The following is a 25,151-nucleotide window of genomic DNA, read 5'->3' as shown; positions in this document are numbered from 1 at the left end:
TTATGGACAGAAGAAATTTCATAAAATCTACAGCAGTAACAACTGCGGGATTGGGCATCCTTTCCAGTACAGATCTATTTGCAAAAGATGGTAAAGTAAGGTTGGCATTTATAGGTGTAGGACTTAGAGGTCGTAACCATGTTGCGATTGCATTAAACCGTGATGATGTCGAAGTTGTAGCAATTTGTGACACACAAGAAGAGTCTTTATCACAGTGCCGCAAGCAATTTGACAAAAAAGGTATAAAGCTTCCAAAAGAATATACTGGGGGTATAGAGGCTTATAAGAAAATGTTAAGCAAAGAGAAGCTTGATGCTGTAATCATTGCTACTCCATGGGAATTTCACAAAGACCAAGCGATTGACGCGATGAAAGCAGGTCTTTATGTAGGATGCGAAGTTATCGCAGGTTTGACTTTACAAGATCACTGGGATGTCGTTAAAGCATCTGAGCAGACAGGTAAGCCTTATATGACCCTAGAGAATGTTGCTTATCGTCGTGATGTAATGGCTGTCCTTAATATGCACCGTCAAGGATTATTTGGCGAATTATTACATTTAGAAGGGGGGTACCAACATGATTTACGTGAAGTACTTTTCAATGATGGTAAAAGTTACTATGGTAACGGTGTCGAATTTGGTCCAAAAGCTATTTCTGAAGCACAATGGCGCACAAAATATAATGTAGAGCAAGATGGGGATTTATATCCTACTCACGGGTTAGGACCTATTCTTCCTTTTATCAATATCAATGCTGGAAATCGTTTTACACACTTAACATCATATTCAAGTAAAGCTAGAGGCCTAGCATCTTATGTTGAAAAGAAAGCTCCAGGTCATCCGAATGCTAAATTGAACTATAAAAATGGTGATATCACCCAAACTATGATTCAATGTCAAAATGGTGAAACTATTTTATTAACACATGATACACACTTACCAAGACCTTATTCGATCGGTTTCCGTGTACAAGGTACTGAAGGAATATGGATGGATGTAGCGCAAGGTATTCATATCGAGGGAAAATCAAAACCACATGCGTGGGATCCTGCAAAAGAATGGGTAGATAAATATGATCACCCAATCTGGAAAAAATATGAAACACTTGCAACAGGTTCTGGTCACGGTGGTATGGATTGGTTTGTATTCAATTCTTTCATACAAGCGACTAAGCAAGGTAAACAAACTCCATTTGACGTCTATGACTCTGTCACTATGAGTGCAGTATTTCCATTATCAACGGATTCAATCAAACAAGGAAACAAGACAGTTGAATTTCCTGATTTCACTTCTGGAAAATGGAAATCAAAGAAAAACACATTTATGCTTGATGATAGCGGATTATAAAATCAAATACAAAAGGCTTCTTATTCAGAAGCCTTTTGTATTTCAGACTAAGGCTAAATCACGACTAAAGAGATGTCTCCATCTTTTTTACATTTAAATTTCTAAAATTTTACTACATTTAGCCTAAGTATTAAAAAAACATGCTCACAGAAGTCCTTATTATATTAGCTCTAATTATTCTAAATGGAGTATTATCTGCATCTGAAATTGCAATCGTCTCCAGTAGAAAAGCCAGATTACAAGCTGCATCTGACAAAAATAACCCCGCAGCAAAAATAGCCTTAGCTTTAAAAGAATCACCGAATAATTTTTTATCTACCGTTCAAATCGGCATAACATTAATCGGGATTTTAACAGGATTTTTTAGTGGAGGAAGCATTGGCACCTACCTGAAACAATTATTTGTACAGATATCTTTTTTAGCCCCTTATAGTGAGCAATTATCGGTCGTCATAGTTGTTTTTGTTATTACATTCTTCTCCTTAGTATTAGGAGAACTTGTCCCAAAAAGAATTGGAATGGCTATTCCAGAAAAGTATGCAATGGTGATCGCATACCCTATGAATCTATTGAGTAAAATCGTTCGTCCATTTGTATGGATGCTAAGTATTTCAACAGATTTTATTGTCAAATTATTTAATATCAAAAGTACGCACAATTCAGTAACTGAAGAAGAAATAAAAGCATTGGTAGATGAAGGAGTTGATAGTGGAGCTATTGAAGGAATAGAACATGATATTGTAGATCGTCTATTAAGTCTGGGAGATAAAAAAGCGATAAATCTAATGACACACAGAAGTAATATTGCTTTCTTAGATTTAGAAGATAGCTTCGAGGAGCATCGACATATCATCATGAATACAGAGCATACTATGTATCCCATTTGTGAAGGTAACTTAGACAATATTAAAGGAGTTGTCCATGTAAAAAAATTATTATCACAATACCTAAAAGAAAAACCAATTGACTTACAACAATTGATTGAACCCATTAAATTTGTCAACGAACATAGTTCTGCTTATAGTATATTAGCTATTCTTAGGGCTTCACATATTCATCAAGCTATTGTAATTGATGAATATGGATCAACACAAGGCGTAATTACGCTTCGAGATATTCTTTCGGATTTAGTAGGTAATTTACCAGAAGATCAATCAACAGGCAAACCCCGAATTCGAAAACGTGAAGATGGATCTTACATTGCTGATGGACAGTATCAATTAGATCGATTCATGGAAGAATTTGAAATTGGTCTTTCTGAAGAAGATGAAGATGAAATCAATAATATTACAACACTTGGAGGGCTCGTATTTTTATTGCTTGACCATGTGCCTTTAGAGGGGGAACAAGTTCACTATAAAAATATTGAATTTGAAGTTCTTGATATGGATGGTAATCGAATTGACAAGATTTTGTTCAGAAAAAAAGATGATGATTAAATCATCATCCTTTTTCTATTTGTGCGAATCAATAAGCTTATGGAGGTCAGCTTTTGTGATCATTCCACTTTGCCTCCATACTTGCGTACCATTTTTAAACAGAACAAATGTAGGTACACCACTTACCTTGTAAATTGCCGCTATCTTAGGATTTTTGTCCACATCAATTTTAATAATTGACAAACTTTCATCATAAAATTCTTTTACATCTTGTAATATTGGGGCCATCGTTTGACATGGTCCACACCAAGTTGCAAAAAAATCCACTAATACAACGTTATTTGATTTTATAATCTCATCGAATGTAGCCATTATTTTTCCTCCTTTATTTTTTTCAATGCTTGATAACCACCTTTTATATTAATTACATTTTCAATTCCTTTTGCTTTTAAAATAGATATAGCGATCATACTGCGATATCCAGAAAGACATTGTACATAATAATTGATATGCTCTGGTAAATTAATGTTAAAGTTAACTAAATCTTTAAGTGGAAAATTCATCGCATTGTCAATATGACCTTCTGCAAAATCTTTTTCCGATCTAACATCAATTATTTGACCTTTTGTTGATAAATCTAAATAAGTTGATGCATCAACCTCATTAATAGTATTTAACAAATACTGTTTCTTATAACTATCTACTCCATCATGGAGATAACCCAGTACTTGTGTATAACCAAGTTCAGTGAGCATTTCAAACACAAGTTTAATAGATGAATGGTCAGCAAGGTATATTATAGGCTGATGTTTGTCGGTGAATATTTTTTGAACCCAAATTTTAAATAGACCTTTCCATCCGATATGAATAGATTTAGGGATATATCCCGCTTTGAATTCCTCAGAAGATCTAGCATCCAATATAACCGCTCCAGTAGCTTCTAAAGCCATAAATTGAGTCAGATTTAAGGGTAAAGGACGGATGCTATCTTGATTGACACTGTAGGAAAAAGACTTATTCATTGTCGCAAAAGCCTTTCCAAAACTTAGAAAGGTAACGAACGTAAGGAGTATAACTGAGATTGCTATTTTTTTTTCTATATTTTTCATTATGATTGATTACTATGATTATAGTTTGCGATCCGGATATCCCAATCCCCAGAAAATCGATTTATTTTTTTTAAAGGGATTATGTTCATTCATTACAATGATCATCTACACATTCATGACTGTTTTGTATATTAATTTTTAAAAGGAATGGACAATCTTTCTAATTCCTCAATATTTCCGTTAAAGATATTTAAATCTACATTTCCTTTAATCCCTCTTACCGTTCCTTTTTCTGAAAATTGCCAAAAATCCCAATGATCTTTTAAATCTTCAACCCAAAAATTATAATTTGCAATCCACAATACATAATCGCTAAATTCTCGTTGCAAAAAATCTGTAAAATATTTATCTCCTGAATATAAAATTGGTCTAACCTTATAATGTGATTCGACTTCATCCAACCATCGCTTTAATCCTACTTTCAAACTATCCATGGGTTGATGCTTAGGCATCTCCTCAATATCTAAGACAGGTGGCAAATCTCCTGGCTCAAGCCTAACTGCTTTAATAAAATTCTTAGCTTGCTTAACGGAATTCTCATTAGGTCGGAAATAATGATAAGCTCCTCTTAAATTTGCCCTTTTAGCAATAGCATCCCAATTATCTTCAAACCTATCGTCCACATTGCGCTCGCCCATAGTTGCCCTTATAAAGACAAAATCGATGGGAAATTGATCATTGATCGTATTTACTTCATTCCAGTTAATATCACCTTGATATTGCGAAATATCAATACCAAAAATTTTATCTGAATGGCTCGACATGATCTCTACATTTCGGATATCATACTTAGCTTCTTTACTTGCCACTCCACGACCTATCCCCCAAGTGCCAACATAGTATTTAATACCTGCACGATAATGCCATGCAATCGCTAAAAGCAGAAGTAAAAGAAGTGTACCACCTAATGCTATATAATTCCATTTTTTACTTTTAACGTTAGCTACATGATACGCCTTACTGAGCTGCACTTTCTTTTTCTTCATTTGGAAATGAATTTAATCTATCTTTTACAAAGTATCAAAATTAAAATAAACATTTTGTATTTTTGTCTATGATCGTTTACAACCCGAAAGATTGGCTAACTTCAACTATCAAACTTCATAAAACGGATACCTTTCGTAAATTATTTCCCTATCTAATTTTAGCTGCACTGTACTCTTGGGGGATTGCATACCTTGAACTTGAATATCTTAAACTAGCTGAAAAAAGTTGGATTAAAAATATCACCATCGTACATAGCTTACTTGGATTTGTACTCTCTTTATTACTTGTTTTTCGAACAAACACAGCTTATGATCGTTGGTGGGAAGCAAGAAAGCAATGGGGAACTTTAACCAATATCAGTAGAAGTTTAGCGTATAAAATGAATGCTTTTTTAGAGAATGATGATAAAGTAAACCGGAGCTTTTACAGAAAGGCAATTCCATTATATGCCGAAACTCTTTACACCTTTCTTCATTCAGATTATACCAAATTCATGTTAGATGAGGTTTTGCATCCTGAATTAAAAAATTTAGATGATCAAAAGCACGGACCTAACCAAGTGGCATCTTTAATTTTTAAAAATACCAATTCACTATATAAAGAAGGAAAAATAACTGGAGATCAGTTTATCATTATCAATGATGAACTACAATCTTTCACAAATGTCTGTGGTGCATGCGAACGTATTAAAAATACCCCAATCCCTTTATCATATAATGCATTTATAAAAAAGTTTATCATAATCTATACCGCAACACTCCCGATGGGATATGTTTTTTCGATCGGTTATTTTGTTATCGCAGCAGTACCTTTTATCTTTTATGTACTCACTTCATTAGAGCTAATTGGAGAATCAATAGAGGAACCCTTTGGAACAGACACAGATGATCTTCCCATTGATAAAATAGCAAGTAATATCAAAAAACATTGTTCTGAAATCTTACATCCATAGCGTTTAAAGCTATTTTATTGCTTTTTTTAAGGTTAAAAAAAGCAATAAAAATTAATCTCCCTCATTTTCAATCAACTAAAAAATAAGTTTTGGTGACTAAATGAATTTTTCTACTTTTGTGTCGGAGAGCTGGCAGAGTGGTCGAATGCGGCAGTCTTGAAAACTGTTGACTGTCATAGGTCCGGGGGTTCGAATCCCTCGCTCTCCGCCAAAAAAAAATAAAGCCCAAAGCAATTTGGGCTTTTGTTGCTTATAGACTTTTGGGAGCCATTTCAATTAGATCTCATATACCATAGAAGATCAGATTCATAAAATGAATTTGATCTTAAATAAAAAGACCTGCTAGGAGGCAGGCCTTTTATATTCTAAGTAATATTTATACCATACAGATTATTTATCGACATTAACTTTTTCAGACTTATCTCCTTCTTTTGGAAAGCCAGAACGCATTATTTCATCCCATAACGACGAACTCACTCCAAATCCATGTTCAGGATCAGAATAGTGATGTAACATATGATGTTGTTTTATACGTTTAAAAATTCCACTTTTAAAATTAGCATGGTGCATCGCATAATGACATTCATCGTATATTAAATATCCAATCATAAACCCTGAAAAAAATGCAGCTAATATAATATCCGAACTGAAGAAGAATGTAAATAAATAATAAACCAATGCTGCTAATGGAATACTTGCAGATAAAGGCATTACCAATCTTAACCTATCTTTTGGATAGTCATGATGAACTCCATGAAATATAAATGCGATTCTCTTACCCCATTTCGTAGTTGGATGATAATGAAAAATCCAACGATGCAACGCATATTCAAATAAAGTCCAGAAAGCAAGTCCAAAGACAAAATATTGAATATAACTAAAAATACCAAGCTCGCCAGGAACTAGGGCCTTCCATGAAAAATAACCTATTATGGGTAAATAAAATATTATAGGAACACTCCAATGAACCTTTGTAAGTGATTCTAAAAAATCATTTTTGAACATCCTTGAAGATTCAGTGGAATTTGAAACAAAATTACGCTTTGCCATACCATCAAATTAATAATAAAATTGCTACAGATTAACTTCTGCAAAAATAATAATTAAAAAAAACATTTGACCTTCCATTCATCAAGCTAAAGTCAAATTACTGACTTTTGCAATTTAAAAGTTAAATCTCTGATTTATCAAATATTGCGTAGAATAGGTCTTACTCAAATGGGGATTATTTCACTAACTCTTTCAATTCTACCTCACTAAAAGCATTTGCTCCTTTTATATATTTATATATTATTTCCTTAACATCAGGATTTTGCATACTATAAAGATGATCAATCATAAATTTCTTATCTTCTTTTATATCTGCACTATAATTTAATATAGATGGGGCATGTGTCTGAACACTCCATCTAATAAAACGAAGTTCAACATTATTAGGTTCTTGCACAATTAAACTCTCTAATAAATTTTTACCCTTATTGAATTGACCAAGTTTTTTAAACGGATTACCCATATGTTTTGCATAAACCATTTCATACACAGCTAAATAACCTTTTTCTGTTGTAGCTTTAGCTTTAGATCGTAATAAATTCAAATTATTTTCACAGAGATCTTCATTCTTTACTGCCGAAGAATATTCCTTCCTAATTTTAAGGAGATTCAGTTCTTGAGCTGAAATCTGTGATGAGATCATTAAAAAAAATAATAGAAACCTAATCGCCATAATTAAAAAGTTTAAATAAATAAAATGAATCAGTCTATATCCTTGGTATATTAAAGCTAATAAAAGCCTTTAATTTTCAAAAATAACCTCAGTTACATATTCAATTATCATACCACGCCCAATAAATTGTGATATATAATTAATAAACTATAAATAAAACTTATCAAATCAAGATGCATTCAGAATTACTCATTAAAAAGTTAATGATGTTTTTTCATAAACCAGAGTTAATATCTTCATATTAAAAAAGTGTTTTATGGTAATTTAGCTTAAAGATAGTTTTTACACTAATCTGATATGCACTTTGAGCAATGATTGTCAATCCGACTTAGTTCATAATGTACCTGTTAAAATAGCCTATTAAAATTCATACAACTCGTTGTAGAATTTAAAAAAATATAAAGAATTTTTTATTATCAATTGTTTTTGACTATATTTAAGTTACCGATTATAATTAATTAACAACTGAACTATGCAACCGTCTTTAGAATATGAAATTTGGGATAGTATTGTCAATAGTGCGAAAACAAAGTTTGATTATAACCATATCCTATCCCTATTCAAACAAACTGATAGTGAAATTATTGACAAATTTTTATTTCATATATTGGTGGCTTTTGCCTGTGGTGAAGACCATGAAACTATTTCAACAAATCTTTTTAATGAATTACAGCAAATTGGTTTTGACTGTACCGAGCATCAGATTGACGAATTTATTGCGGATAAACATGAGAAATTAAGTATTGAGATTTATGCAACTTACATTGCTTTTTCACTTTTAGAAGATGAAGAAGATGCTTTAACAATTACGGCAACAATTCAAGAATTACTAAAACAACCCGAATAAACTACATTTCTTTATTAAATATTAAACTAATATCAGCTTTCATTTAGAGAGTTTACTGATGCTATATGATTAGGATTAATTATCCTCTGGAATTATGGTAACCTTTACTCATAAAATTTGATAGATTCACTACCTTCGTAAATAAAAAATGATGGTTGAGAGGGACAGATCAATTGATATTATACGGAGCTTAGGATTACTTTGCATTATATTAGCACATGTCAACCCTCCCTTCATCCTATTCCAAGTCCGAAATTTCGATGTACCCTTAATGGTATTTATCTCTGGTTATTTATTTGGCGGTAAAAATCAAACCTTTAAATCTATTCGTGACATTACTTCTTATCTATGGAAACGCTTTGTGCGCCTCGTACTACCTGTTTGGGCATTTCTAAGCCTATTTTATAGTATTCAACATTTCTTCCCCTTTCTATTCAAGATTGACTACACACAATATCCAAACATCATTTTATCAAGTTATATGCTAATGGATGGGTTTGGATATGTTTGGATAATTCGTATTTTTTTAATGATCGCTATTTTAGGACCATTATGTAGCAATTTTATAAAAAATAAATGGCAGCTATTACTATATTATGTTATCTATGAAATAATTATTCACTATTCAAAAAATCTCTTTGAGCCGACTGTACAAAGATATATAGATCAGTTTGGATCTTATAGCTTGGGGTTTCTTATTTTTTTTATGCTAGGAGCACAATACAAAAATTATTCTTTAAAGACTAAAAACATCATATTTATTACCTCGATGCTAATAACTATTGGAGGATTGGCATATACTATACTTTACTTAGATAAACCATTTGATATTGGAGCACTTAAATATCCACCTAGATCATTTTATATTTTTTATGCGATCAGTATGTTTTCTATTATCTTTTGGGTAAAACCCTATCTCAGAAACATAAAAGCTCCAATTTTAAACTTTATAGGATCCTCTACAATTTGGATCTACTTATGGCATATCCTATTTCTATTTCTATTCAATTTTGAATACTGGTATTTAAATTGGTTTCTCATAGTCTGTCTTTCTATGTTCTTAACTTATTTACAACAAAAGATCATTGAAAATACAATCACTTATTTTCAAATCTCAGAAAAAATGGCACAACAACTACGAATTATCTTTTGTTCTTAGTTTTTTCATTTAGAGATGACAAAAGATTCATATTTATAGGGAATTATTTTAAGACCAAAAATGTACCTTAGCACTATGAATAATTATGCCGTGATTTTCGATATGGATGGAGTTATATGTCACACCAATCCTTATCATGCTAAAGCTTTTGATGCTTTTTTCAAAAAATACAATATTGAAAGTAGTGAAGAGGAATTTGAGGAACACATGTATGGTAAGCATAATAGTTATATCATGCAACATTTTTTCAAGAGACCCATATCTGCTGATGAATTAAAACTTTTAGAATTTGAAAAAGAGGCACTTTTTAGAGATATCTACAAAGATGAAATCTCCCCAATAGCAGGTTATATAGATTTCTTAGCAGATTTAAAAAGTAATCATTTTAAAACTGGAGTCGCAACTTCAGCACCAAAGGAAAATATGGATTTAATTTTAGATGCACTAGATATTCGTACTAAAATGGGTTCTATTTTATGCAGTGAAGATGTTAGTGCACATAAACCAGACCCTGAAGTATATTTAAAATCGGCCTACAATTTAGCAATAGCCCCTAAAAATTGTGTTGTATTTGAAGATTCCTTTTCAGGAATTACAGCAGGACTCAATGCCGGTATGACTGTCGTTGCTGTGCTATCTTCACATACTAAAGAACAGTTACCAACATGCCACGAATATATCAATGATTATACAGAAATATCTGCCAATAAAATATTAAGGTTATTAGAAAAGGTTTAATAGGGCTTAATAAGAAATTTTAAATCAATAAAAAAGAGTAGCAAACAAGTTTGCTACTCTTTTTTATTGATGATTGGATCTTTCCCAATATCCTCTCTCAATCCAATAATTAATCTCTTTTTAGACCAAATTTTTCAATCTTACTATATAAATGACTTCGTTGAATATCCAAATCATCAGCTGTTTTGGAAACATTCCAAGTATTTTTCTCCAATTTGTACTTGATAAACTCTTTCTCCGCAAAATCCTTAAAATCTTGAAAAGAAGCAAAATTATCAAGATCTACTTTACTACCATTTTGGTTAGATGGATCAGCTTCATGATTCGGGTGAGTGTTGGAGATTGCATTTACTGTATTGGAAGGGTTGGCAAATGCAATGACATCTCTATCAGTAATTGATTTATCACTTAAAATAATCAAGCGTTCAATCATATTGCGCAATTCACGGATATTTCCTGTCCAAGGGAGATTACACAATTCTTTTAATGCCGCAGGAGTAATTTCCTTTACTGGAACTCCATATTCATTACAGATCTCTTCACAAAAATTCTTAGACAACAAAGGTATGTCATCAACACGCTCTGTTAATGAAGGCACATGAATCAAAATTACAGAAAGACGGTGATACAAATCCATTCTAAAATTTCCTGCATCGATCTCCTTAAATAAATTTTTATTCGTTGCTGCTACAACGCGAACATTAACATCAATTTCTTTATCACCACCTACTCTTGTGATCTTATGCTCTTGCAAAGCACGTAGTACTTTAGCTTGAGCAGAAAGACTCATATCACCAATTTCATCTAAAAAAAGTGTACCATTAGTAGCTAATTCAAATTTACCAAGACGCTGTTTAATCGCAGAAGTAAATGATCCTTTCTCATGTCCAAATAACTCAGATTCAATCAACTCAGAAGGAATTGCAGCACAATTGACTTCAATTAAAGGACCCTCAGCACGATTAGATTTTTCGTGAATCCATCTTGCAACTAACTCTTTACCAGCACCATTGGCACCAGTGATAAGCACGCGAGCTTCGGTAGGTGCGACACGGTCAATCGTTTCTTTAATACGACCAATAGCCTCGGATTTACCAAGAATTTCTTTGGTTTTATAACTTGTAACTTTTTTCTTTAAAACTTTTGTTTCCGTTACTAAAGAGACTTTTTCTAGACCATTCCTAACCGTAATCAATAAACGATTCAAATCCAATGGTTTTTCCAGAAAATCAAATGCGCCTTTTTTAGCAGCTTCTACAGCTGTTTCTATAGTACCATGACCCGATATCATGATAAAAGGAAGATCTGGATTTATTTTTTGAGCTGTTGCCAAAACTTCCATACCATCCATCTTATTCATCTTAATATCGCAAAGAACAAGATCAATTTTTTCCTTTTTAATGATTTCTAAGCCTTCACTACCGTTATCTACATCCAGTATATTGTAATCTTCATATTCTAAGATATCTCTTAATGAATTTCTGATTGCCCTTTCGTCATCAATAATTAATATGGTACTCATAAATAAGTTTTATTACTCCTCTTTAAAGATTATTTAAATTATTGGTAATATAGTAAAAAAGAAGCAAACCTTATAAGCCGGGTTCTGTAAACCGAAAAATCGGAGTTTCTACCATTTATCTAGGCTAGTCATCACTAACTAGCTCCATCAACCTACCCATTACGAATCTTAGCCGAAGCTAAAAGAAGACGAGCAGCCTTCGAATTTCGCAACCTATTTGGTCTTTCAACACACGAGGTTTACCGTAATGCATGTCGCCATACAAGACTGTGAGCTCTTACCTCACATTTTCACCCTTACTCCGAAAAGCGGTATATTTTCTGTGGCACTTTCTGTCTACTAAATCAATAGCATCCTTCCCGTTAGGAAGCGTGTTGCTCTGCGTTGCCCGGACTTTCCTCTCCTCCTTTAGGGAGCAGCGATAGAACCAGTTTGCTTCTTCTGCAAAGGTAGGATTTAGATTGATAAATATCAGCTTAAAAAAAGAAAAGAATGAAATTTTGTATCATATCGCCTGTGCAATTGCATAACCAGAAGCCCAAGCCCATTGAAAATTGTACCCTCCTAACCAACCCGTAATGTCTACAGCCTCACCTCCAAAAAACAATCCACTTACGTTTTTACTTTCCAAAGTTTTAGCGTTCAGCTCTGCTGTCGAAACACCCCCACGCATCACCTCAGCTTTATCATACCCCTTATCGCCTGCTGGTTTAACTTTAAATTTATGAATCGTATCTATGATTAAATTTGCATCTACTTTGCTTAAAGAAGCTATTTTAGTATCTAATGGCAGAAATTTACCCAAAGCCTCTACCATTCTTTTGGTAAAATAATCATTTAGGATGTTTGAGACCAGTCGTTTTCCACCTTGATTACGTTCCTCCTTTATTATTTTATCCAATCTAAACTGAGGTAGCAAATCAATAAAAAGTTCTTCGCCAGCCTGCCAGTATGAAGAAATTTGTAAAATAGCAGGTCCACTTAAACCCCAATGTGTAAATAGAATATTTTCTTCAAAACTGATTTTATTATTATAAACCCTAGAAAAAATGGAATTCCCCGACAAAGAAGCATACCATTCCGCTTCCTTTCCCGTAATAGTTAATGGGACTAAGGCTGGTGCTGTAGGAACAATCGCCAGTTCGAATTTTTTTGCAGTGCGAATAGCAAAATCAGATGCCCCTAACTTAGCAACAGGTAAGCCTCCACTAGCCATAACCACTTTTTTAGCCTTTATTAACTGTTCACGTCCATCGGTTTCTATTGTTAATAGAAAACCCTCGGCATCTTTTTCAATCGATTTAACAACAGTATTTAATCTCAGATCTTGATCTGTTTGAAACAAAATTTTAGTAAATACAGCTACTACGTCCTTCGCTTTATTGGTGGAAGGAAATAATTGTCCTAATGTTTTTTCTTCGCCAAAAATCCCATGCGCCTCAAAAAAATCTAAGGTATCCTGTACGGTCCACTGGCTAAAAGTTGATTTCAAAAATTGTGGATTTTGAGAGACAAAGTTTTCGATACCAGTACCTAAATTCGTATAATTACACCGGCCTCCTCCAGAAATCAAAATCTTGGCCCCTACTTTATCATTCCGTTCAATTATCAAAGTACTTTTACCCAACAATCCGGCCTGAGCAGCACACATAAGCCCACACGCTCCCCCTCCCACTATAATGGCATCATACTGCTTCATATTATTATTTTAATAGGCGATTAATTGATTATCTAATGATACGACACGACGCTGTTCCTGACTCTGAATGCCCAACTCAATGATCCTAATCACATCTCGTCCTTGATCTGCAGTCACTATCAGTGGAGCTTTACCCAAAATAGCATCTGCCACATTTTGATAATAGTCAGGATAACTACCCAATTTTGATGGAACAATCTCTTCCAGATCTGTTCCATTCCAAAGTAAATTTAACTTACCATAAATTGATGGATCTTCTTTACCCCAATTTGGATCCTCATCTGGAAACGCACCAGCTCGTAATAAATCTTCTTGTGGATCTACCCCATTTTTTAGAAAATTTCCATTCAAAGCAAAGATTGTATAGCGTGGAGTAGGTTCTTTTGCCAGCATTCCCCCTTTTAATGAAACGCGCATTTCCGGATAATAAAGTAGCAATTCGAAATTATCAATAGCTTTGGCTCCAGGTCTTTGAATCGTTAAATCAGCAAATACAGCATCAGGCTTACCAAAAAGCTGTAAAGTTTGGTCAATTAAATGAGCTCCAAGATCATAAAAAATACCAGATCCCGGTAAATTCTCCTCTCTCCAAGCGCCAGGTCTCAGATGATTACGAAAACGATCATAACGGACTTCAAAATTTTTGATTTGACCTAAACGCTCATCCTTGATCACTTCGCGAATAGTTCTAAAATCAGAATTGAACCTTAAATTATGATATACGGATATAATTTTACCTTTTTCTTTAGCTAAAGCAATCAACTCATCTGCTTGTTCAGAAGTATTCGCGAATGGTTTTTCTACCACAACATGTTTCCCTGCTAACAAGGCTTGCTTAGCAAAAGGATAGTGCATATCGTTTGAAGTCGCGATTACTACTAAATCAATGGATTCATCATTTATGATGTCATCAATGTGATCTACAGCTAGTGCTGTAGGATACTTTTCACTTACGATTACTTTTTGTTCTGCTTTACGAGCAGTTATTTTCACTAATTCAAGTTCAGGAATGGATCGCATAACAGGAGCATGAAACACTTGTCCTGAAATACCAAAACCAACTAAACCTACACGAATTTTCTGAGTCATCATCTTTTAAATTACATACGTTCAGGAACTTCAATCCCTAATAAATTCATTCCTTTAGCAATAATTTTTGCAGCAGATGCTGAAAGATGTAGACGGAAGTTTTTGACCTCTTCAATTTCAGCTTTCAAAATCGTCTCCTCATGATAAAATTTATTATACAATTTCGCAACATCATATATGTAGTTGGACATTTGAGCAGGACTAAATTCTTGAGCAGAGATCGCTATGATACTCGGAAAATTTCCTAAACTCATGATCAAGTCACGTTCATATGCCGATATAGATGCAGGAACTGAAACTGCTGACAACTCATCAAAGTTTGCCTTTGAAAGCACGGATTTGATACGAGCATACGTGTATTGAATAAACGGCCCCGTATTTCCCTGAAAATCAACAGACTCTTTTGGATCAAATAATAATCGTTTCTTAGGATCAACCTTTAATAAGAAATATTTCAAAGCTCCCATACCGATGGTGTTATAAAGCGCATTCTTATTTTCTTCAGACAGACCTTCCGTTTTACCCAGTTCCTCTGTACGTTCTTTCGCTGTTTCAATCATCTCACTCATGAGATCATCAGCATCAACAACTGTACCCTCACGAGATTTCATTTTACCAGAAGGTAAATCAACCATGCCGTAAGACAAATGAAATAACCCATTAGCCCACGGCTTACCCAGTTTTTTCAATATTAAGAACAATACCTTAAAATGATAATCTTGTTCATTCCCTACGACGTAAATAGAATCATTCATATTGAATTCATCATATTTCAATTGAGCCGTACCTAAGTCCTGTGTAATATAGACTGAAGTTCCATCTCCACGCAATACGAGCTTTTCATCTAATCCCTCTTCTGTTAAGTCAATCCAAACAGAATGGTCATCTTTCTGGAAGAAAACACCACTATCTAATCCTTCTTGAATAATATCTTTTCCTAGCAAGTAGGTATTTGACTCATAATAATACTTATCAAAATTAACACCTAACTGCTTATACGTTTTTTCAAAACCTGCATATACCCAGCTGTTCATCGTTTTCCAAAGTTCGATCACAACCTCATTTCCTGCTTCCCACTGCTGCAACATCGCTTGCGCTTCTTTTATCAATGGTGCATTCTTCTTGGCGTCATCTTCCGATTGTCCTTCAGCTTTAAGGGCTTCAATTTCTTTTTTATATTCTTTATCAAAAACAACATAGTATTTACCTACCAAATGGTCACCTTTCATCCCAGTTGACTCAGGGGTTTCTCCATTTCCAAATTTTTGCCATGCAAGCATCGATTTACAAATATGAATACCACGATCATTCACCAAATTCGCTTTGATCACCTCATAACCATACGCTTTTAAAAGTTCAGCGACAGAATACCCTAACAGATTGTTACGAATATGTCCTAAGTGAAGCGGTTTATTGGTATTTGGAGAAGAGTACTCGACCATTAACTTTTTACCATTTGCTGGAAATACGCCAAAATCACTTTTCGCGATCGTTTCATTTAAAAGAGAAATCCAATAAGCGTCCGAAAGACAAATATTCAAGAATCCTTTAATGACATTGAAATCTGTGATAGCTGTAATCTGACCTTTCAAATATTCACCTATCTCCGTACCAGTATGCTCAGGAGATTTCTTAGAAAATCGGGTAATAGGAAAAGTTACAATTGTAATTTGTCCTTCAAACTCTTTGCGTGTCTCTTGCAAAGCAATTTGATTTTCAGAAATATCTGCATTATAAAGCTGTTTTACAGCTTGAACAGTGACTTCAATAAGTCTGTTTTGAATAGAATTCGCCATGTAATGATTATGTAAAATATGCAACTCCCTGATATAGAATACAAAAATAATTCACCTTCCCTGTTCTTGTATTCATATTGAAAGTATATCTTTGCAAAAATAATAAAAAATGCAGAGCTATCAGGAATTTCTTGACCTAAGTGTTGGTTTTCCGCAAGACGGATTCGAAATCATCGACGACGAATTGTATTTCCACGATTTGAATTTAATGGAAATGATAGAAACGTACGGTACGCCGTTGCGTTTTACTTATTTGCCAATCGTCAGCAAAAAAATTCAACAAGCGAAAATTTTGTTTCAAACCGCAATTTTGAAACACAACTACAGAGGGTCCTACAAATATTGTTATTGTACTAAATCTTCCCACTTCAAACATATTGTTGAAGAGGCACTGAAGAATGAAATTCACTTAGAAACATCGTCTGCATTTGATATGCCGATGATTGACTCTTTAGAACGTCAAGGTACCGTAACAAAAGACATTACAGTGATTTGTAATGGCTTCAAAACATATCAGTACAAACAGTACATCATTGATATGATCCACGATGGGTATAAAAACATTATTCCCGTCTTAGATAACAAAGAAGAATTCAATCTCTATGATGATGAAATTGAATTGGAAGAGCCATGTGCCTTGGGTATACGTATCGCTTCAGAGGAACAACCAGACTCTCAGTTCTATACATCAAGATTAGGTATTCGGATTGAGGAAGTTATAGAATTCTATAATAACAAAATCGCAAACAACCCTAACTTCAAAGTTAAGTTGTTACATTTCTTTATCAATTCAGGTATATCGGATACACCGTACTATTGGAATGAATTAGAAAAGTATGTGACACTATTCTGTAAGTTTAAGAAAGTAAACCCAGATTTAGACACTTTAGATATTGGTGGAGGCATGCCTTTCAAAGATTCTTTAGTTCATGATTTCGACTATGAATACATGGTCAATGAAATTGTAAACAGGATCAAACAGATCTGTGCACAGCATGAAGTAATGGAACCAGATATTATTACTGAATTTGGAAAGTATACCGTTGCAGAAGCTTCTGGTATCTTATACAAAGTATTAGGTCGAAAACTACAAAATGATCGTGAAAAATGGTTTATGATCGATGGTTCATTCATCACTAACTTACCAGATGTTTGGGCATTAAATCAAAAATACATTCTTCTTCCAATCAACAATTGGGATTCAGAATACGAACGTGTAAATTTAGGAGGTATTACATGTGATGGTCAAGATTACTATAATCAAGAAGCACATACCAGCTCTGTATTTATGCCTAAGACACGTAAGTTACAATATTTAGGTTTTTTCCACACAGGAGCTTACCAAGATGTACTAAGTGGATATGGAGGTATTCATCATTGTTTATTACCATCTCCAAAGCATGTACTGATTCGCCGTAACCGCGACGAAACGTTCAATTACGAAGTTTTTGGTGAGGAACAAAATTCAAAACAGGTTATGAAATTATTGGGCTACCAATAAGAGCGTAGTCGACTCATAATAAAAGGTTAGAAATTTTCATTTCTAACCTTTTTTGTTTTATTTAATATCTGTTATTCATGATTAATTTGTATTTTTAGGTGTATAATAATTTAACGCAACCATAGTTATGACAGATTCAATTTATAATTGTTTATGGTTTGATGGTCAAGCCCAAGATGCAGCAAACTTCTACTGTTCAGTCTTTAAAGATGGAAAAATCATTTCATCCAATCCTTTGGTCGTTATTTTTGAAATTAACAACACTCGATTTATGGGACTTAACGGAGGTCCATCATATAAACCTTCCGATGCGATCTCATTTGTTGTTGAATGTGAAGATCAACAAGAAATCGATCATCATTGGAACATGTTGACCGCAAATGGAGGTCAGGAAAATATGTGTGGATGGTTAAAAGATAAATTTGGATTTTCTTGGCAAATCATTCCTAAAAAAATTCATGTGCTCATTTCAAATCCAAAAGCAATGGAAGCTTTAGTGAAGATGAAAAAGATTAATATTAAGGGATTAGAAGAGGCGTCATAAGAAATATAATTTTACAGCAGACCCGTAAAAGCGACTACTTAAAATCGATCCGTCAGCAGCGTCATTATATACAATGTAATTTACACTGTAGCCATAGAAAAATAATTATTTGACATGTAAAACAATAACAATACGACTGTTATTATGCTATATAAATAAACAACAATACTATGAAAGAAGAATTTATCAATCTATCCTTAACCAAAAATGATCAAGTGAATCATTTCGAGCTTCATATAGGAGAGTATCAAGCTTTTATTGCATTTAAAGAAAGACCTACCAAAATTTGGCTTATACATACGGAGTCCGATCCACAACTAGCTGGCCAAGGAGTCGCAACTGCAATTATCGAAAAAACACTTCAATATCTAAAAGACCATCATTATACATTGTTTCCTCTATGTCCCTTAGTATATGCCTATATAAAAAAGCATCCTGAATGGAAAGAAATTGTCGACTCTAGTTTTGAGGGATTCGAACAAGATAAGTAGGTATAAATCTTATTTTTAGCTGAAATATAAAATAAATGTTTCAACAAATTACAACTGCAATCCATAAAATTAAGTTACCTTTGTCGCTTACAAATAAATAATTAGATTGCAATTTCAAGATTTAAAACTCATAGCACCAATCCTTAAGGCATTGGATGCTGTTGGATATACTACTCCTACCCCAATTCAGGAACAGGCAATTCCAATCATTTTTAGGAAAAATGATTTATTAGGCTGCGCTCAAACAGGAACTGGAAAAACAGCTGCTTTTGCTATTCCTATACTTCAAATGTTAAGCTATTCAAAAGTTAAAACTGCGAAAAAAAATATTCGTGCATTAGTTTTAACACCTACACGTGAACTGGCGATTCAAATTGAAGAAAACTTTAATCAATATTCAAAAGATCTTCCTCTCAAAAGTCTTGTGGTTTTTGGAGGTGTTGGACAACAGCCACAGCGTGATGCGCTAAAAAGAGGTGTCGACGTTCTTATTGCGACGCCAGGTCGCTTATTAGACTTATACGGTCAAGGTTATATTGATTTAAAACACTTAGAATTTTTTGTTTTAGATGAAGCAGACCGTATGTTGGATATGGGATTTATCCATGACGTGAAGAAATTGATCAAAATAATACCTGAAAAAAGACAGACGTTATTCTTCTCTGCAACTATGCCTCCTGAAATTCAGAAATTGGCAAATCACATTTTGGTAGACCCAATCAAAGTAGAAGTCACTCCAGAATCTACTACTGCAGAAAAAATACAGCAAGAGGTTTACTATGTAAAGAAAAATGACAAAAAAGATTTATTGATCCATATTTTAAAGGAGAAAAATATAAATCATGTGTTAGTTTTTTCTAAAACAAAACATGGTGCTGATCGCATTGTTAAAGATCTGGCTAAAAAGAATATTCAATCGGCAGCCATTCACGGAAATAAATCTCAGAGTGCACGCCAAAATGCGCTTAAAAGCTTTAAAGATCGTACGCTACGTGTACTTGTCGCAACAGACATCGCTGCTCGCGGTATTGACATTGACGAATTGGCTTTTGTGATCAATTATGACTTACCCAATATCCCAGAGTCATATGTACACCGTATTGGCCGTACAGGTAGAGCAGGTAAAGATGGTCAGGCGATTTCATTTTGTGATGAAGAAGAATATGCTTTTCTATTGGATATTCAAAAATCCATCCGAATGGACATTCCTTTAGTTGAAAAGCATCCTTACGCCTTACATATTTCAGGTGTGGCACCAAAAAAGCCTGCTGCAGCGAAGAAATCAGGAAGACCTGCGTCGACATCCAGAAATGGTCAAAGCTCTAATCATGGAGGTACTGGTGCGAATAGAAGAAGAACCTCATCAGGTCCAAGATCAGAAAATAGAAATCGAAGTGCTTCTAGAAGAAGAGATTCTTAAATAAAGAAACATATAAAAAAAGAGAGGCTTAGCCTCTCTTTGGTTTTTTGTTGCCATACTCACGATCGCGTTCGAAAGTATTCATATGTCTCTCCTTTTTAACGGGATATACATCCGCTATTGTAATCAAAATTCCAGTCTCTTCTACCTCACCAAATTCATCATTAATAGCTGTTCCAAATGATTTCATCGTTGGTGAAAGATTCATATAGGTATTGATTAAAGGGGGGATATTTTCTCCCAATGCACGTATTTTACTATTTAATAGTTTATAGGATTCTTTATAATCTAAACCGTCAAACATACCCTCATACTGTGAAAAATCATTTTCACAATTCAAACTAGGAATAGGTACTACTAGATTTTCCTTATCAGGAAAATGATACTCCATAAAATAAAGTAGCATACCACGCGCTTCTTTATTATAATGAGGATACATGGTCACTTTTCCAAATAGGTATTTGATATCCGGATTGATCATCACTAAAGCGCCAAGTCCATCCCACAGATTATCTAATGAGAAGATTCCTTTACGATTATCGATGGCAGGCTGAAATTTGGGTTGTACAAATGATCGACCTAATTCAATGGTATAAGGTAAATAGTCACTTTTGAATCGTTCTGATAATTGAAAATAATGTGCAGTAGATAAATTCGGAATACCATCTTTCATAGAGGCATTGGCACATTTAATCACACGATAACCAGCAACAACCTCCTCTTCTTCTGGATTCCATGCGATCAATTGATCATAACAATCTTCACAGGTATCATTTTCGTCAATATCGATTGATAATCCAGTACCACCACCGGCACCTCTAAAAGTTAATTCTCTTAATCGTCCTATCTCACGCATCACATTGGGTGCATTATGATAATTGATTAAGTATATTTCGTTATTTCCGTTGTTAGTGTAACGTATAAAAGCATCTTTACCTAGCTCTGCTTTTAACAACTTTCTATCAACTGGAGCAATAATTTCTTGCATAATTCTATTTTTCTTGAGACATTCCGTAAACCAATCGCTTAACCTCTTCAGCCCATTTTTTTTCGCCTTTAGATTGATCAAAATGTGTGTAAGATATTTTCTCGCCGATAACAATCGTCACAGTTTGGTTGCGTTGAGAAAACATTTCATCAGGTAGATAAAGCATTTCCAAATTTGCCTTTAAGCCAATCTTCTGTCTTAGCCTTGCAAAATTATAAAAAAAGTTAGAGTTTTTACCCTCAATGTATACCGGTACGATATCTTTTTTATATTTCTTTGCCTTATTTATAAAACTTTTCTTCCATTCAAGATCTTCAATCCTCCCATCTGATTGCTTTCTAGAGACTAGACCCGCCGGAAATACCAATAGCGCGGTATCAGAAGCATAAGCCTGTTCAATAGCAGCAATACCACTCTTTCCCTGCCCGCCTAATTTATTAACTGGTATAAATAAGGGTTGCAGATTACCTACATTCATTAATATATCATTAACCAGAAACTTAACATCTTTACGATATTGTCCGATAGCATGCATAAATGCAATCCCATCTAGACCTCCTAAGGGATGATTAGAAGCAAAAATAACACTTTCATGAGTGGGAATATTTTCCGCGCCCCTTAACTCGACATGGACGCCTAAATCTTTTATTAGGGCATCTACGAAGTCCAATCCTTGTAAATGTGCAAAACGAGTCATAATATCATTGATATCATCCTCGTGAATAGTTCGCTCTAAATATTTTAATAAGAAAGAGGGAATCCATTTGGCTAATTTTGGACTCTTCTTTCGAATTACTTCCCTAACTTCAATAAATTTCTGACTTGCAACCTCACCCATAAAAATTCCAGTACTATGATTTAACTACGTTACATATTCAAAATATAAATCGCACTTTTGTAAAAGTAGATAAAATTTGTACAATCCATTATCAATAATATATAAACAGTGCAAAGTTAAAGTAAAAATTTAATGACCTTTAACGTGATCAATCTTTTTTATTAATAAAAATCGGATTGTTTAAACATTTTATTAAATTTAAGGTCAATAGTATACAGATAAACAACGGACATGTATATAGCGAACATCCCCCTATCACAAAACACGACTATAAAGCAAACTGACACGATCGCCTTTGCCTTAGATCGAATGGAAGATTTCCAATTTCATTTACTACCAGTCGTAGACGGCGATAACTATTTGGGTTATATAACCCAAAATGATTTATTAAATGCCCTTGATGATCAATTCACTGTTGCTACGATTCATTTAAGAACAGATCCTATATATGTCATGGCAAGTCAGCATCCTTATGATGCGATTCGCTTAATGACAGCATACCATATGGATATCTTGCCAGTTTTAGATGAACACAATAATTTTAGAGGACTATTGACTTCCTTAGAGTTAATCAAAACGATTTCGGTTCTACAATCCCTTAATGACGTTGGAGCTATTATAGTTTTAGAAATCGGTGCTCATGATTTTTCATTGTCCAAAATTGCCCACTTGGTTGAAGTTGAGAATTGTCAAATATTGAATTGTTCAACACAAGCAGTGCTTGAAAATGCTACAATCCAAGTAACTATAAAAGTCGATCAATCAAATATCGCAAATTTACTTTCCTCTTTCGCAAGACAAAATTATAAGGTCATGGCAAGTTTCAACACCTTACAAGAGTTTGATGATCTAGAAGATCGGTACAAACAATTAATGAATTACATCAATATTTAGCAATACGCTTGTTTTTTCTCATCTTTGGCAAACAAAGACAATCATTACTGCTAGATAAAAAATACTGTACAAATATGAGAGTGGCAATTTATGGTAGAGAATTTACTCCTTCAGTTATTCCCCATGTAAGACATTTACTAGAATATTTAATTGCGAAAGATGTAGAAATATGGATTTACGATAGTTTTTACAACTTCCTTAAGAACCAATTTGAGTGTAATAAAAACTTTTCGACCTACACTTCTAATATTGACCTTCCTCTAGATACCGATTTTATGTTAAGCCTCGGCGGAGATGGGACCATGTTATCCGCAGTATCACTAATTCACAACTCAGGCATACCCATCGCTGGTATCAATTTCGGAAGATTGGGTTTTTTAGCTTCGATAAATAAAACTGATTTTGAAACATCCATTGATCAAATTCTTGTTAAAAATTATAAAATTCAAAAAAGAGCACTTTTGGCAGTTGAATCCCCAGATAAAGAATTGTTTGGAGGAAACAGCAATTATGCTTTAAATGATATTACTGTTTTTAGGTACGATAGCTCTGCCATGATCACTATTAATGCCTACTTAAATGGAGAACTTTTAAATTCTTATTGGGCAGATGGTCTGATTATTGCCACTCCGACCGGCTCGACTGCCTACTCTCTAAGTTGTGGGGGTCCTATTATCATGCCGGGAAGTGGCAATTTTGTGATCACTCCAATTTCCCCGCACAACTTGAATGTACGTCCTGTAGTCATATCATCTGAGTTTGAATTAGATTTAGAAATTGAAAGCCGATCTGAAAAATATATTTTGAGCTGTGATTCAAAAAATGAAACAATTGCGAGTAACGTTAAATTGAAAATCACAAAAGCACCATTCTACATTAATTTAATCAGGTTAGATGGAGAAAGCTATTTTGAGACCCTAAGAGAGAAATTACTTTGGGGGCTCGACGTTAGAAATTATTGATATTAGCAATAATTTCTAATTCTCTATTCATCAAAAAGATTTATATTTACCACAAAATATTTTGAAGAACTTATTCATTTAGCTTACTCTATTCAAAAAATTGAGATTTATTGAGCAAAAATCGCTCAATGCTGATTATTCACTTAATAATAGTAACGGCGAGTTATTGAATTTGAAATCAAAAAAAGAAATATAGATGAAGACAAGCTATAATTGTTGATCAAAGTAATTTTCAATTCATACATATAATTAGACGATCAACATTCAATCATAACGACAGATAGCATACCGTTATGCATATAAAGATAAGGCTAATTTTGATGGAATCACGACTATACCTATTTCATGTATGATATAAGGTTATAGATATAAATGGTTTTACCAATCGCGAGATAGGCAGAAGTAAAGAAATAGAACATGAGCACAATAGATCATATTGACAAAAATAAGCTTCCACAACATATTGCCATTATTATGGACGGCAATGGAAGATGGGCAAAGGAAAAAGGGAAATTGCGAATTTTTGGTCATCAAAATGGTGTCAAGGCTGTTAGAGAGGCACTAGAAGCAACTATTCAAGTTGGGGTAAAACATCTTACTTTATATGCTTTCTCTACAGAAAATTGGAATCGTCCTCGATTAGAAGTAATAGCCCTCATGGAACTATTGGTTTCTTCACTAAAAAAAGAAATCAAAACTTTTCAGAAAAACGGTGTCCGTCTAAATGCCATCGGAGATCTGTCTAAACTTCCTAAAAATTGTCAAGAAAAATTACAAGAAACAATGGATATGACTGCACACAATACCAATTGTGTGTTAACGCTGGCATTAAGCTATAGTTCTCAAGAGGAAATTGTACAGGCCACAAAAAATATTGCAGAAAAAGTATTAAAAGGTGAACTTAACGTCGACGAGATTACAACTGAAGTATTTCAACAAAATCTCTATACATCCAACATACCAAACCCTGATTTATTAATACGTACAAGTGGAGAATACAGAATTAGCAACTTCCTTTTATGGCAGATTGCCTATGCTGAATTTTGTTTCTTAGATAAGATGTGGCCAGAATTTGAACAAGAAGATCTATTTAAGGCTATTCTTGATTATCAACAGCGTGAGAGAAGATTTGGAAAAACAAGTGAGCAGATCTAATCTTTATTAGTA

At 33.8% G+C, this 25,151-nt stretch carries 24 protein-coding genes, 1 tRNA gene and 1 other RNA gene; 14 read left to right on the top strand and 12 right to left on the bottom strand.

Features of this window, described 5'->3' with window-relative positions:
• Positions 1–2 precede the first annotated feature (2 nt).
• Positions 3–1,346 carry a Gfo/Idh/MocA family protein gene (locus tag C8N37_RS00420; RefSeq protein WP_108157049.1) on the top strand — a complete coding sequence of 448 codons (1,344 nt, stop codon included), beginning with the start codon at positions 3–5 and terminating at the stop codon, positions 1,344–1,346.
• A gap of 140 nt (positions 1,347–1,486) precedes the next feature.
• Positions 1,487–2,785: a hemolysin family protein gene (locus C8N37_RS00415; RefSeq protein ID WP_108157048.1), complete on the top strand. Its 1,299-nt coding sequence runs from the start codon at positions 1,487–1,489 to the stop codon at positions 2,783–2,785.
• Between the two features lie 15 nt (positions 2,786–2,800).
• Here the strand turns inward: C8N37_RS00415 and trxA are convergent, their stop codons facing one another.
• From trxA to C8N37_RS00400, 3 genes are all read right to left on the bottom strand, one after another.
• The gene (trxA, locus tag C8N37_RS00410) at positions 2,801–3,097 is read right to left on the bottom strand and encodes a thioredoxin (RefSeq protein ID WP_153197976.1); all 297 of its coding nucleotides are present in this window, start codon (positions 3,095–3,097) and stop codon (positions 2,801–2,803) included.
• Positions 3,097–3,834 carry a rhodanese-like domain-containing protein gene (locus C8N37_RS00405; protein WP_108157046.1) on the bottom strand — a complete coding sequence of 246 codons (738 nt, stop codon included), beginning with the start codon at positions 3,832–3,834 and terminating at the stop codon, positions 3,097–3,099. The genes trxA and C8N37_RS00405 overlap by 1 nt, the downstream gene beginning before the upstream one ends.
• A gap of 131 nt (positions 3,835–3,965) precedes the next feature.
• Positions 3,966–4,820, bottom strand: a complete 855-nt coding sequence (locus C8N37_RS00400) for a glycoside hydrolase family 25 protein (protein WP_108157045.1) — start codon at positions 4,818–4,820, stop codon at positions 3,966–3,968.
• A gap of 68 nt (positions 4,821–4,888) precedes the next feature.
• On the opposite strand from C8N37_RS00400, the gene C8N37_RS00395 reads away from it, so the two are divergent.
• Positions 4,889–5,773 (top strand): bestrophin family protein, encoded by an 885-nt coding sequence (locus tag C8N37_RS00395; RefSeq protein WP_108157044.1) that lies wholly within the window; start codon positions 4,889–4,891, stop codon positions 5,771–5,773.
• A 123-nt stretch (positions 5,774–5,896) separates the two neighbouring features.
• Positions 5,897–5,984 (top strand) — tRNA-Ser (locus C8N37_RS00390).
• A gap of 179 nt (positions 5,985–6,163) precedes the next feature.
• On the opposite strand, the gene C8N37_RS00385 is transcribed toward C8N37_RS00390, so the two are convergent.
• Both C8N37_RS00385 and C8N37_RS00380 read right to left on the bottom strand, forming a co-directional pair.
• Positions 6,164–6,823 (bottom strand): sterol desaturase family protein, encoded by a 660-nt coding sequence (locus C8N37_RS00385; RefSeq protein WP_228116016.1) that lies wholly within the window; start codon positions 6,821–6,823, stop codon positions 6,164–6,166.
• Between the two features lie 175 nt (positions 6,824–6,998).
• Positions 6,999–7,496, bottom strand: coding sequence for a hypothetical protein (locus tag C8N37_RS00380; RefSeq protein ID WP_108157043.1), 498 nt, complete (start codon positions 7,494–7,496; stop codon positions 6,999–7,001).
• 472 nt (positions 7,497–7,968) lie between these two features.
• Here C8N37_RS00380 and C8N37_RS00375 point away from each other — a divergent pair, with 472 nt between their 5' ends.
• The 3 genes from C8N37_RS00375 to C8N37_RS00365 all read left to right on the top strand — a co-directional run bounded on the left by C8N37_RS00375 (position 7,969) and on the right by C8N37_RS00365 (position 10,240).
• Positions 7,969–8,343: a hypothetical protein gene (locus tag C8N37_RS00375; RefSeq protein WP_108157042.1), complete on the top strand. Its 375-nt coding sequence runs from the start codon at positions 7,969–7,971 to the stop codon at positions 8,341–8,343.
• 148 nt (positions 8,344–8,491) lie between these two features.
• Positions 8,492–9,502 (top strand): acyltransferase family protein, encoded by a 1,011-nt coding sequence (locus tag C8N37_RS23240; protein WP_108157041.1) that lies wholly within the window; start codon positions 8,492–8,494, stop codon positions 9,500–9,502.
• 75 nt (positions 9,503–9,577) lie between these two features.
• Entirely contained in the window at positions 9,578–10,240 is a 663-nt protein-coding gene (locus tag C8N37_RS00365) for an HAD family hydrolase (protein WP_108157040.1), read from the top strand.
• Between the two features lie 109 nt (positions 10,241–10,349).
• Here the strand turns inward: C8N37_RS00365 and C8N37_RS00360 are convergent, their stop codons facing one another.
• The 5 genes from C8N37_RS00360 to argS form a co-directional block, all read right to left on the bottom strand.
• Positions 10,350–11,762: a sigma-54-dependent transcriptional regulator gene (locus tag C8N37_RS00360; RefSeq protein WP_108157039.1), complete on the bottom strand. Its 1,413-nt coding sequence runs from the start codon at positions 11,760–11,762 to the stop codon at positions 10,350–10,352.
• A gap of 57 nt (positions 11,763–11,819) precedes the next feature.
• Positions 11,820–12,200: RNase P RNA component class A (rnpB, locus tag C8N37_RS00355), an RNA gene on the bottom strand.
• Positions 12,201–12,267: 67 nt separating this feature from the next.
• Positions 12,268–13,461 carry a BaiN/RdsA family NAD(P)/FAD-dependent oxidoreductase gene (locus C8N37_RS00350; RefSeq protein WP_108157038.1) on the bottom strand — a complete coding sequence of 398 codons (1,194 nt, stop codon included), beginning with the start codon at positions 13,459–13,461 and terminating at the stop codon, positions 12,268–12,270.
• 9 nt (positions 13,462–13,470) lie between these two features.
• Entirely contained in the window at positions 13,471–14,553 is a 1,083-nt protein-coding gene (locus C8N37_RS00345) for an oxidoreductase (protein WP_228115838.1), read from the bottom strand.
• 8 nt (positions 14,554–14,561) lie between these two features.
• Positions 14,562–16,346 (bottom strand): arginine--tRNA ligase, encoded by a 1,785-nt coding sequence (argS, locus tag C8N37_RS00340; protein WP_108157037.1) that lies wholly within the window; start codon positions 16,344–16,346, stop codon positions 14,562–14,564.
• A 109-nt stretch (positions 16,347–16,455) separates the two neighbouring features.
• On the opposite strand from argS, the gene C8N37_RS00335 reads away from it, so the two are divergent.
• From C8N37_RS00335 to C8N37_RS00320, 4 genes are all read left to right on the top strand, one after another.
• Positions 16,456–17,847, top strand: a complete 1,392-nt coding sequence (locus C8N37_RS00335) for an arginine decarboxylase (protein ID WP_045752429.1) — start codon at positions 16,456–16,458, stop codon at positions 17,845–17,847.
• A 127-nt stretch (positions 17,848–17,974) separates the two neighbouring features.
• Positions 17,975–18,391 (top strand): VOC family protein, encoded by a 417-nt coding sequence (locus C8N37_RS00330; protein ID WP_108157036.1) that lies wholly within the window; start codon positions 17,975–17,977, stop codon positions 18,389–18,391.
• 170 nt (positions 18,392–18,561) lie between these two features.
• On the top strand, positions 18,562–18,882 hold the full coding sequence (locus tag C8N37_RS00325; protein WP_108157035.1) for a GNAT family N-acetyltransferase: 321 nt from the start codon (positions 18,562–18,564) through the stop codon (positions 18,880–18,882).
• A 106-nt stretch (positions 18,883–18,988) separates the two neighbouring features.
• Positions 18,989–20,302, top strand: a complete 1,314-nt coding sequence (locus C8N37_RS00320) for a DEAD/DEAH box helicase (protein WP_108157034.1) — start codon at positions 18,989–18,991, stop codon at positions 20,300–20,302.
• 28 nt (positions 20,303–20,330) lie between these two features.
• Here C8N37_RS00320 and C8N37_RS00315 read toward each other — a convergent pair whose 3' ends face one another.
• The gene (locus tag C8N37_RS00315) at positions 20,331–21,290 is read right to left on the bottom strand and encodes a GNAT family N-acetyltransferase (RefSeq protein ID WP_108157033.1); all 960 of its coding nucleotides are present in this window, start codon (positions 21,288–21,290) and stop codon (positions 20,331–20,333) included.
• A gap of 4 nt (positions 21,291–21,294) precedes the next feature.
• Positions 21,295–22,128 carry a 1-acyl-sn-glycerol-3-phosphate acyltransferase gene (locus C8N37_RS00310; RefSeq protein WP_108157032.1) on the bottom strand — a complete coding sequence of 278 codons (834 nt, stop codon included), beginning with the start codon at positions 22,126–22,128 and terminating at the stop codon, positions 21,295–21,297.
• 231 nt (positions 22,129–22,359) lie between these two features.
• On the opposite strand from C8N37_RS00310, the gene C8N37_RS00305 reads away from it, so the two are divergent.
• From C8N37_RS00305 to C8N37_RS00295, 3 genes are all read left to right on the top strand, one after another.
• Positions 22,360–23,022: a CBS domain-containing protein gene (locus C8N37_RS00305; protein WP_108157031.1), complete on the top strand. Its 663-nt coding sequence runs from the start codon at positions 22,360–22,362 to the stop codon at positions 23,020–23,022.
• Between the two features lie 74 nt (positions 23,023–23,096).
• The gene (locus tag C8N37_RS00300) at positions 23,097–23,984 is read left to right on the top strand and encodes an NAD kinase (RefSeq protein WP_108157030.1); all 888 of its coding nucleotides are present in this window, start codon (positions 23,097–23,099) and stop codon (positions 23,982–23,984) included.
• A 417-nt stretch (positions 23,985–24,401) separates the two neighbouring features.
• On the top strand, positions 24,402–25,139 hold the full coding sequence (locus C8N37_RS00295; protein WP_108157029.1) for an isoprenyl transferase: 738 nt from the start codon (positions 24,402–24,404) through the stop codon (positions 25,137–25,139).
• Positions 25,140–25,151: the final 12 nt, after the last annotated feature.

Origin of the sequence: Sphingobacterium faecium, assembly GCF_003054045.1 — a bacterium.
GTDB lineage: Bacteria > Bacteroidota > Bacteroidia > Sphingobacteriales > Sphingobacteriaceae > Sphingobacterium > Sphingobacterium faecium.
Note: the sequence above shows the minus strand (reverse complement) of the source record. Positions and strands in the feature narration are given on the sequence as shown.

Coding starts and splice junctions, on each gene's coding strand:
- C8N37_RS00420 (WP_108157049.1), top strand. CDS start 3: ATGGACAGAAGAAATTTCATAAAATCTACAGCAGTAACAACTGCGGGA.
- C8N37_RS00415 (WP_108157048.1), top strand. CDS start 1,487: ATGCTCACAGAAGTCCTTATTATATTAGCTCTAATTATTCTAAATGGA.
- trxA (WP_153197976.1), bottom strand. CDS start 3,097: ATGGCTACATTCGATGAGATTATAAAATCAAATAACGTTGTATTAGTG.
- C8N37_RS00405 (WP_108157046.1), bottom strand. CDS start 3,834: ATGAAAAATATAGAAAAAAAAATAGCAATCTCAGTTATACTCCTTACG.
- C8N37_RS00400 (WP_108157045.1), bottom strand. CDS start 4,820: ATGAAGAAAAAGAAAGTGCAGCTCAGTAAGGCGTATCATGTAGCTAAC.
- C8N37_RS00395 (WP_108157044.1), top strand. CDS start 4,889: ATGATCGTTTACAACCCGAAAGATTGGCTAACTTCAACTATCAAACTT.
- C8N37_RS00385 (WP_228116016.1), bottom strand. CDS start 6,823: ATGGCAAAGCGTAATTTTGTTTCAAATTCCACTGAATCTTCAAGGATG.
- C8N37_RS00380 (WP_108157043.1), bottom strand. CDS start 7,496: ATGGCGATTAGGTTTCTATTATTTTTTTTAATGATCTCATCACAGATT.
- C8N37_RS00375 (WP_108157042.1), top strand. CDS start 7,969: ATGCAACCGTCTTTAGAATATGAAATTTGGGATAGTATTGTCAATAGT.
- C8N37_RS23240 (WP_108157041.1), top strand. CDS start 8,492: ATGATGGTTGAGAGGGACAGATCAATTGATATTATACGGAGCTTAGGA.
- C8N37_RS00365 (WP_108157040.1), top strand. CDS start 9,578: ATGAATAATTATGCCGTGATTTTCGATATGGATGGAGTTATATGTCAC.
- C8N37_RS00360 (WP_108157039.1), bottom strand. CDS start 11,762: ATGAGTACCATATTAATTATTGATGACGAAAGGGCAATCAGAAATTCA.
- C8N37_RS00350 (WP_108157038.1), bottom strand. CDS start 13,461: ATGAAGCAGTATGATGCCATTATAGTGGGAGGGGGAGCGTGTGGGCTT.
- C8N37_RS00345 (WP_228115838.1), bottom strand. CDS start 14,553: ATGATGACTCAGAAAATTCGTGTAGGTTTAGTTGGTTTTGGTATTTCA.
- argS (WP_108157037.1), bottom strand. CDS start 16,346: ATGGCGAATTCTATTCAAAACAGACTTATTGAAGTCACTGTTCAAGCT.
- C8N37_RS00335 (WP_045752429.1), top strand. CDS start 16,456: ATGCAGAGCTATCAGGAATTTCTTGACCTAAGTGTTGGTTTTCCGCAA.
- C8N37_RS00330 (WP_108157036.1), top strand. CDS start 17,975: ATGACAGATTCAATTTATAATTGTTTATGGTTTGATGGTCAAGCCCAA.
- C8N37_RS00325 (WP_108157035.1), top strand. CDS start 18,562: ATGAAAGAAGAATTTATCAATCTATCCTTAACCAAAAATGATCAAGTG.
- C8N37_RS00315 (WP_108157033.1), bottom strand. CDS start 21,290: ATGCAAGAAATTATTGCTCCAGTTGATAGAAAGTTGTTAAAAGCAGAG.
- C8N37_RS00310 (WP_108157032.1), bottom strand. CDS start 22,128: ATGGGTGAGGTTGCAAGTCAGAAATTTATTGAAGTTAGGGAAGTAATT.
- C8N37_RS00305 (WP_108157031.1), top strand. CDS start 22,360: ATGTATATAGCGAACATCCCCCTATCACAAAACACGACTATAAAGCAA.
- C8N37_RS00300 (WP_108157030.1), top strand. CDS start 23,097: ATGAGAGTGGCAATTTATGGTAGAGAATTTACTCCTTCAGTTATTCCC.
- C8N37_RS00295 (WP_108157029.1), top strand. CDS start 24,402: ATGAGCACAATAGATCATATTGACAAAAATAAGCTTCCACAACATATT.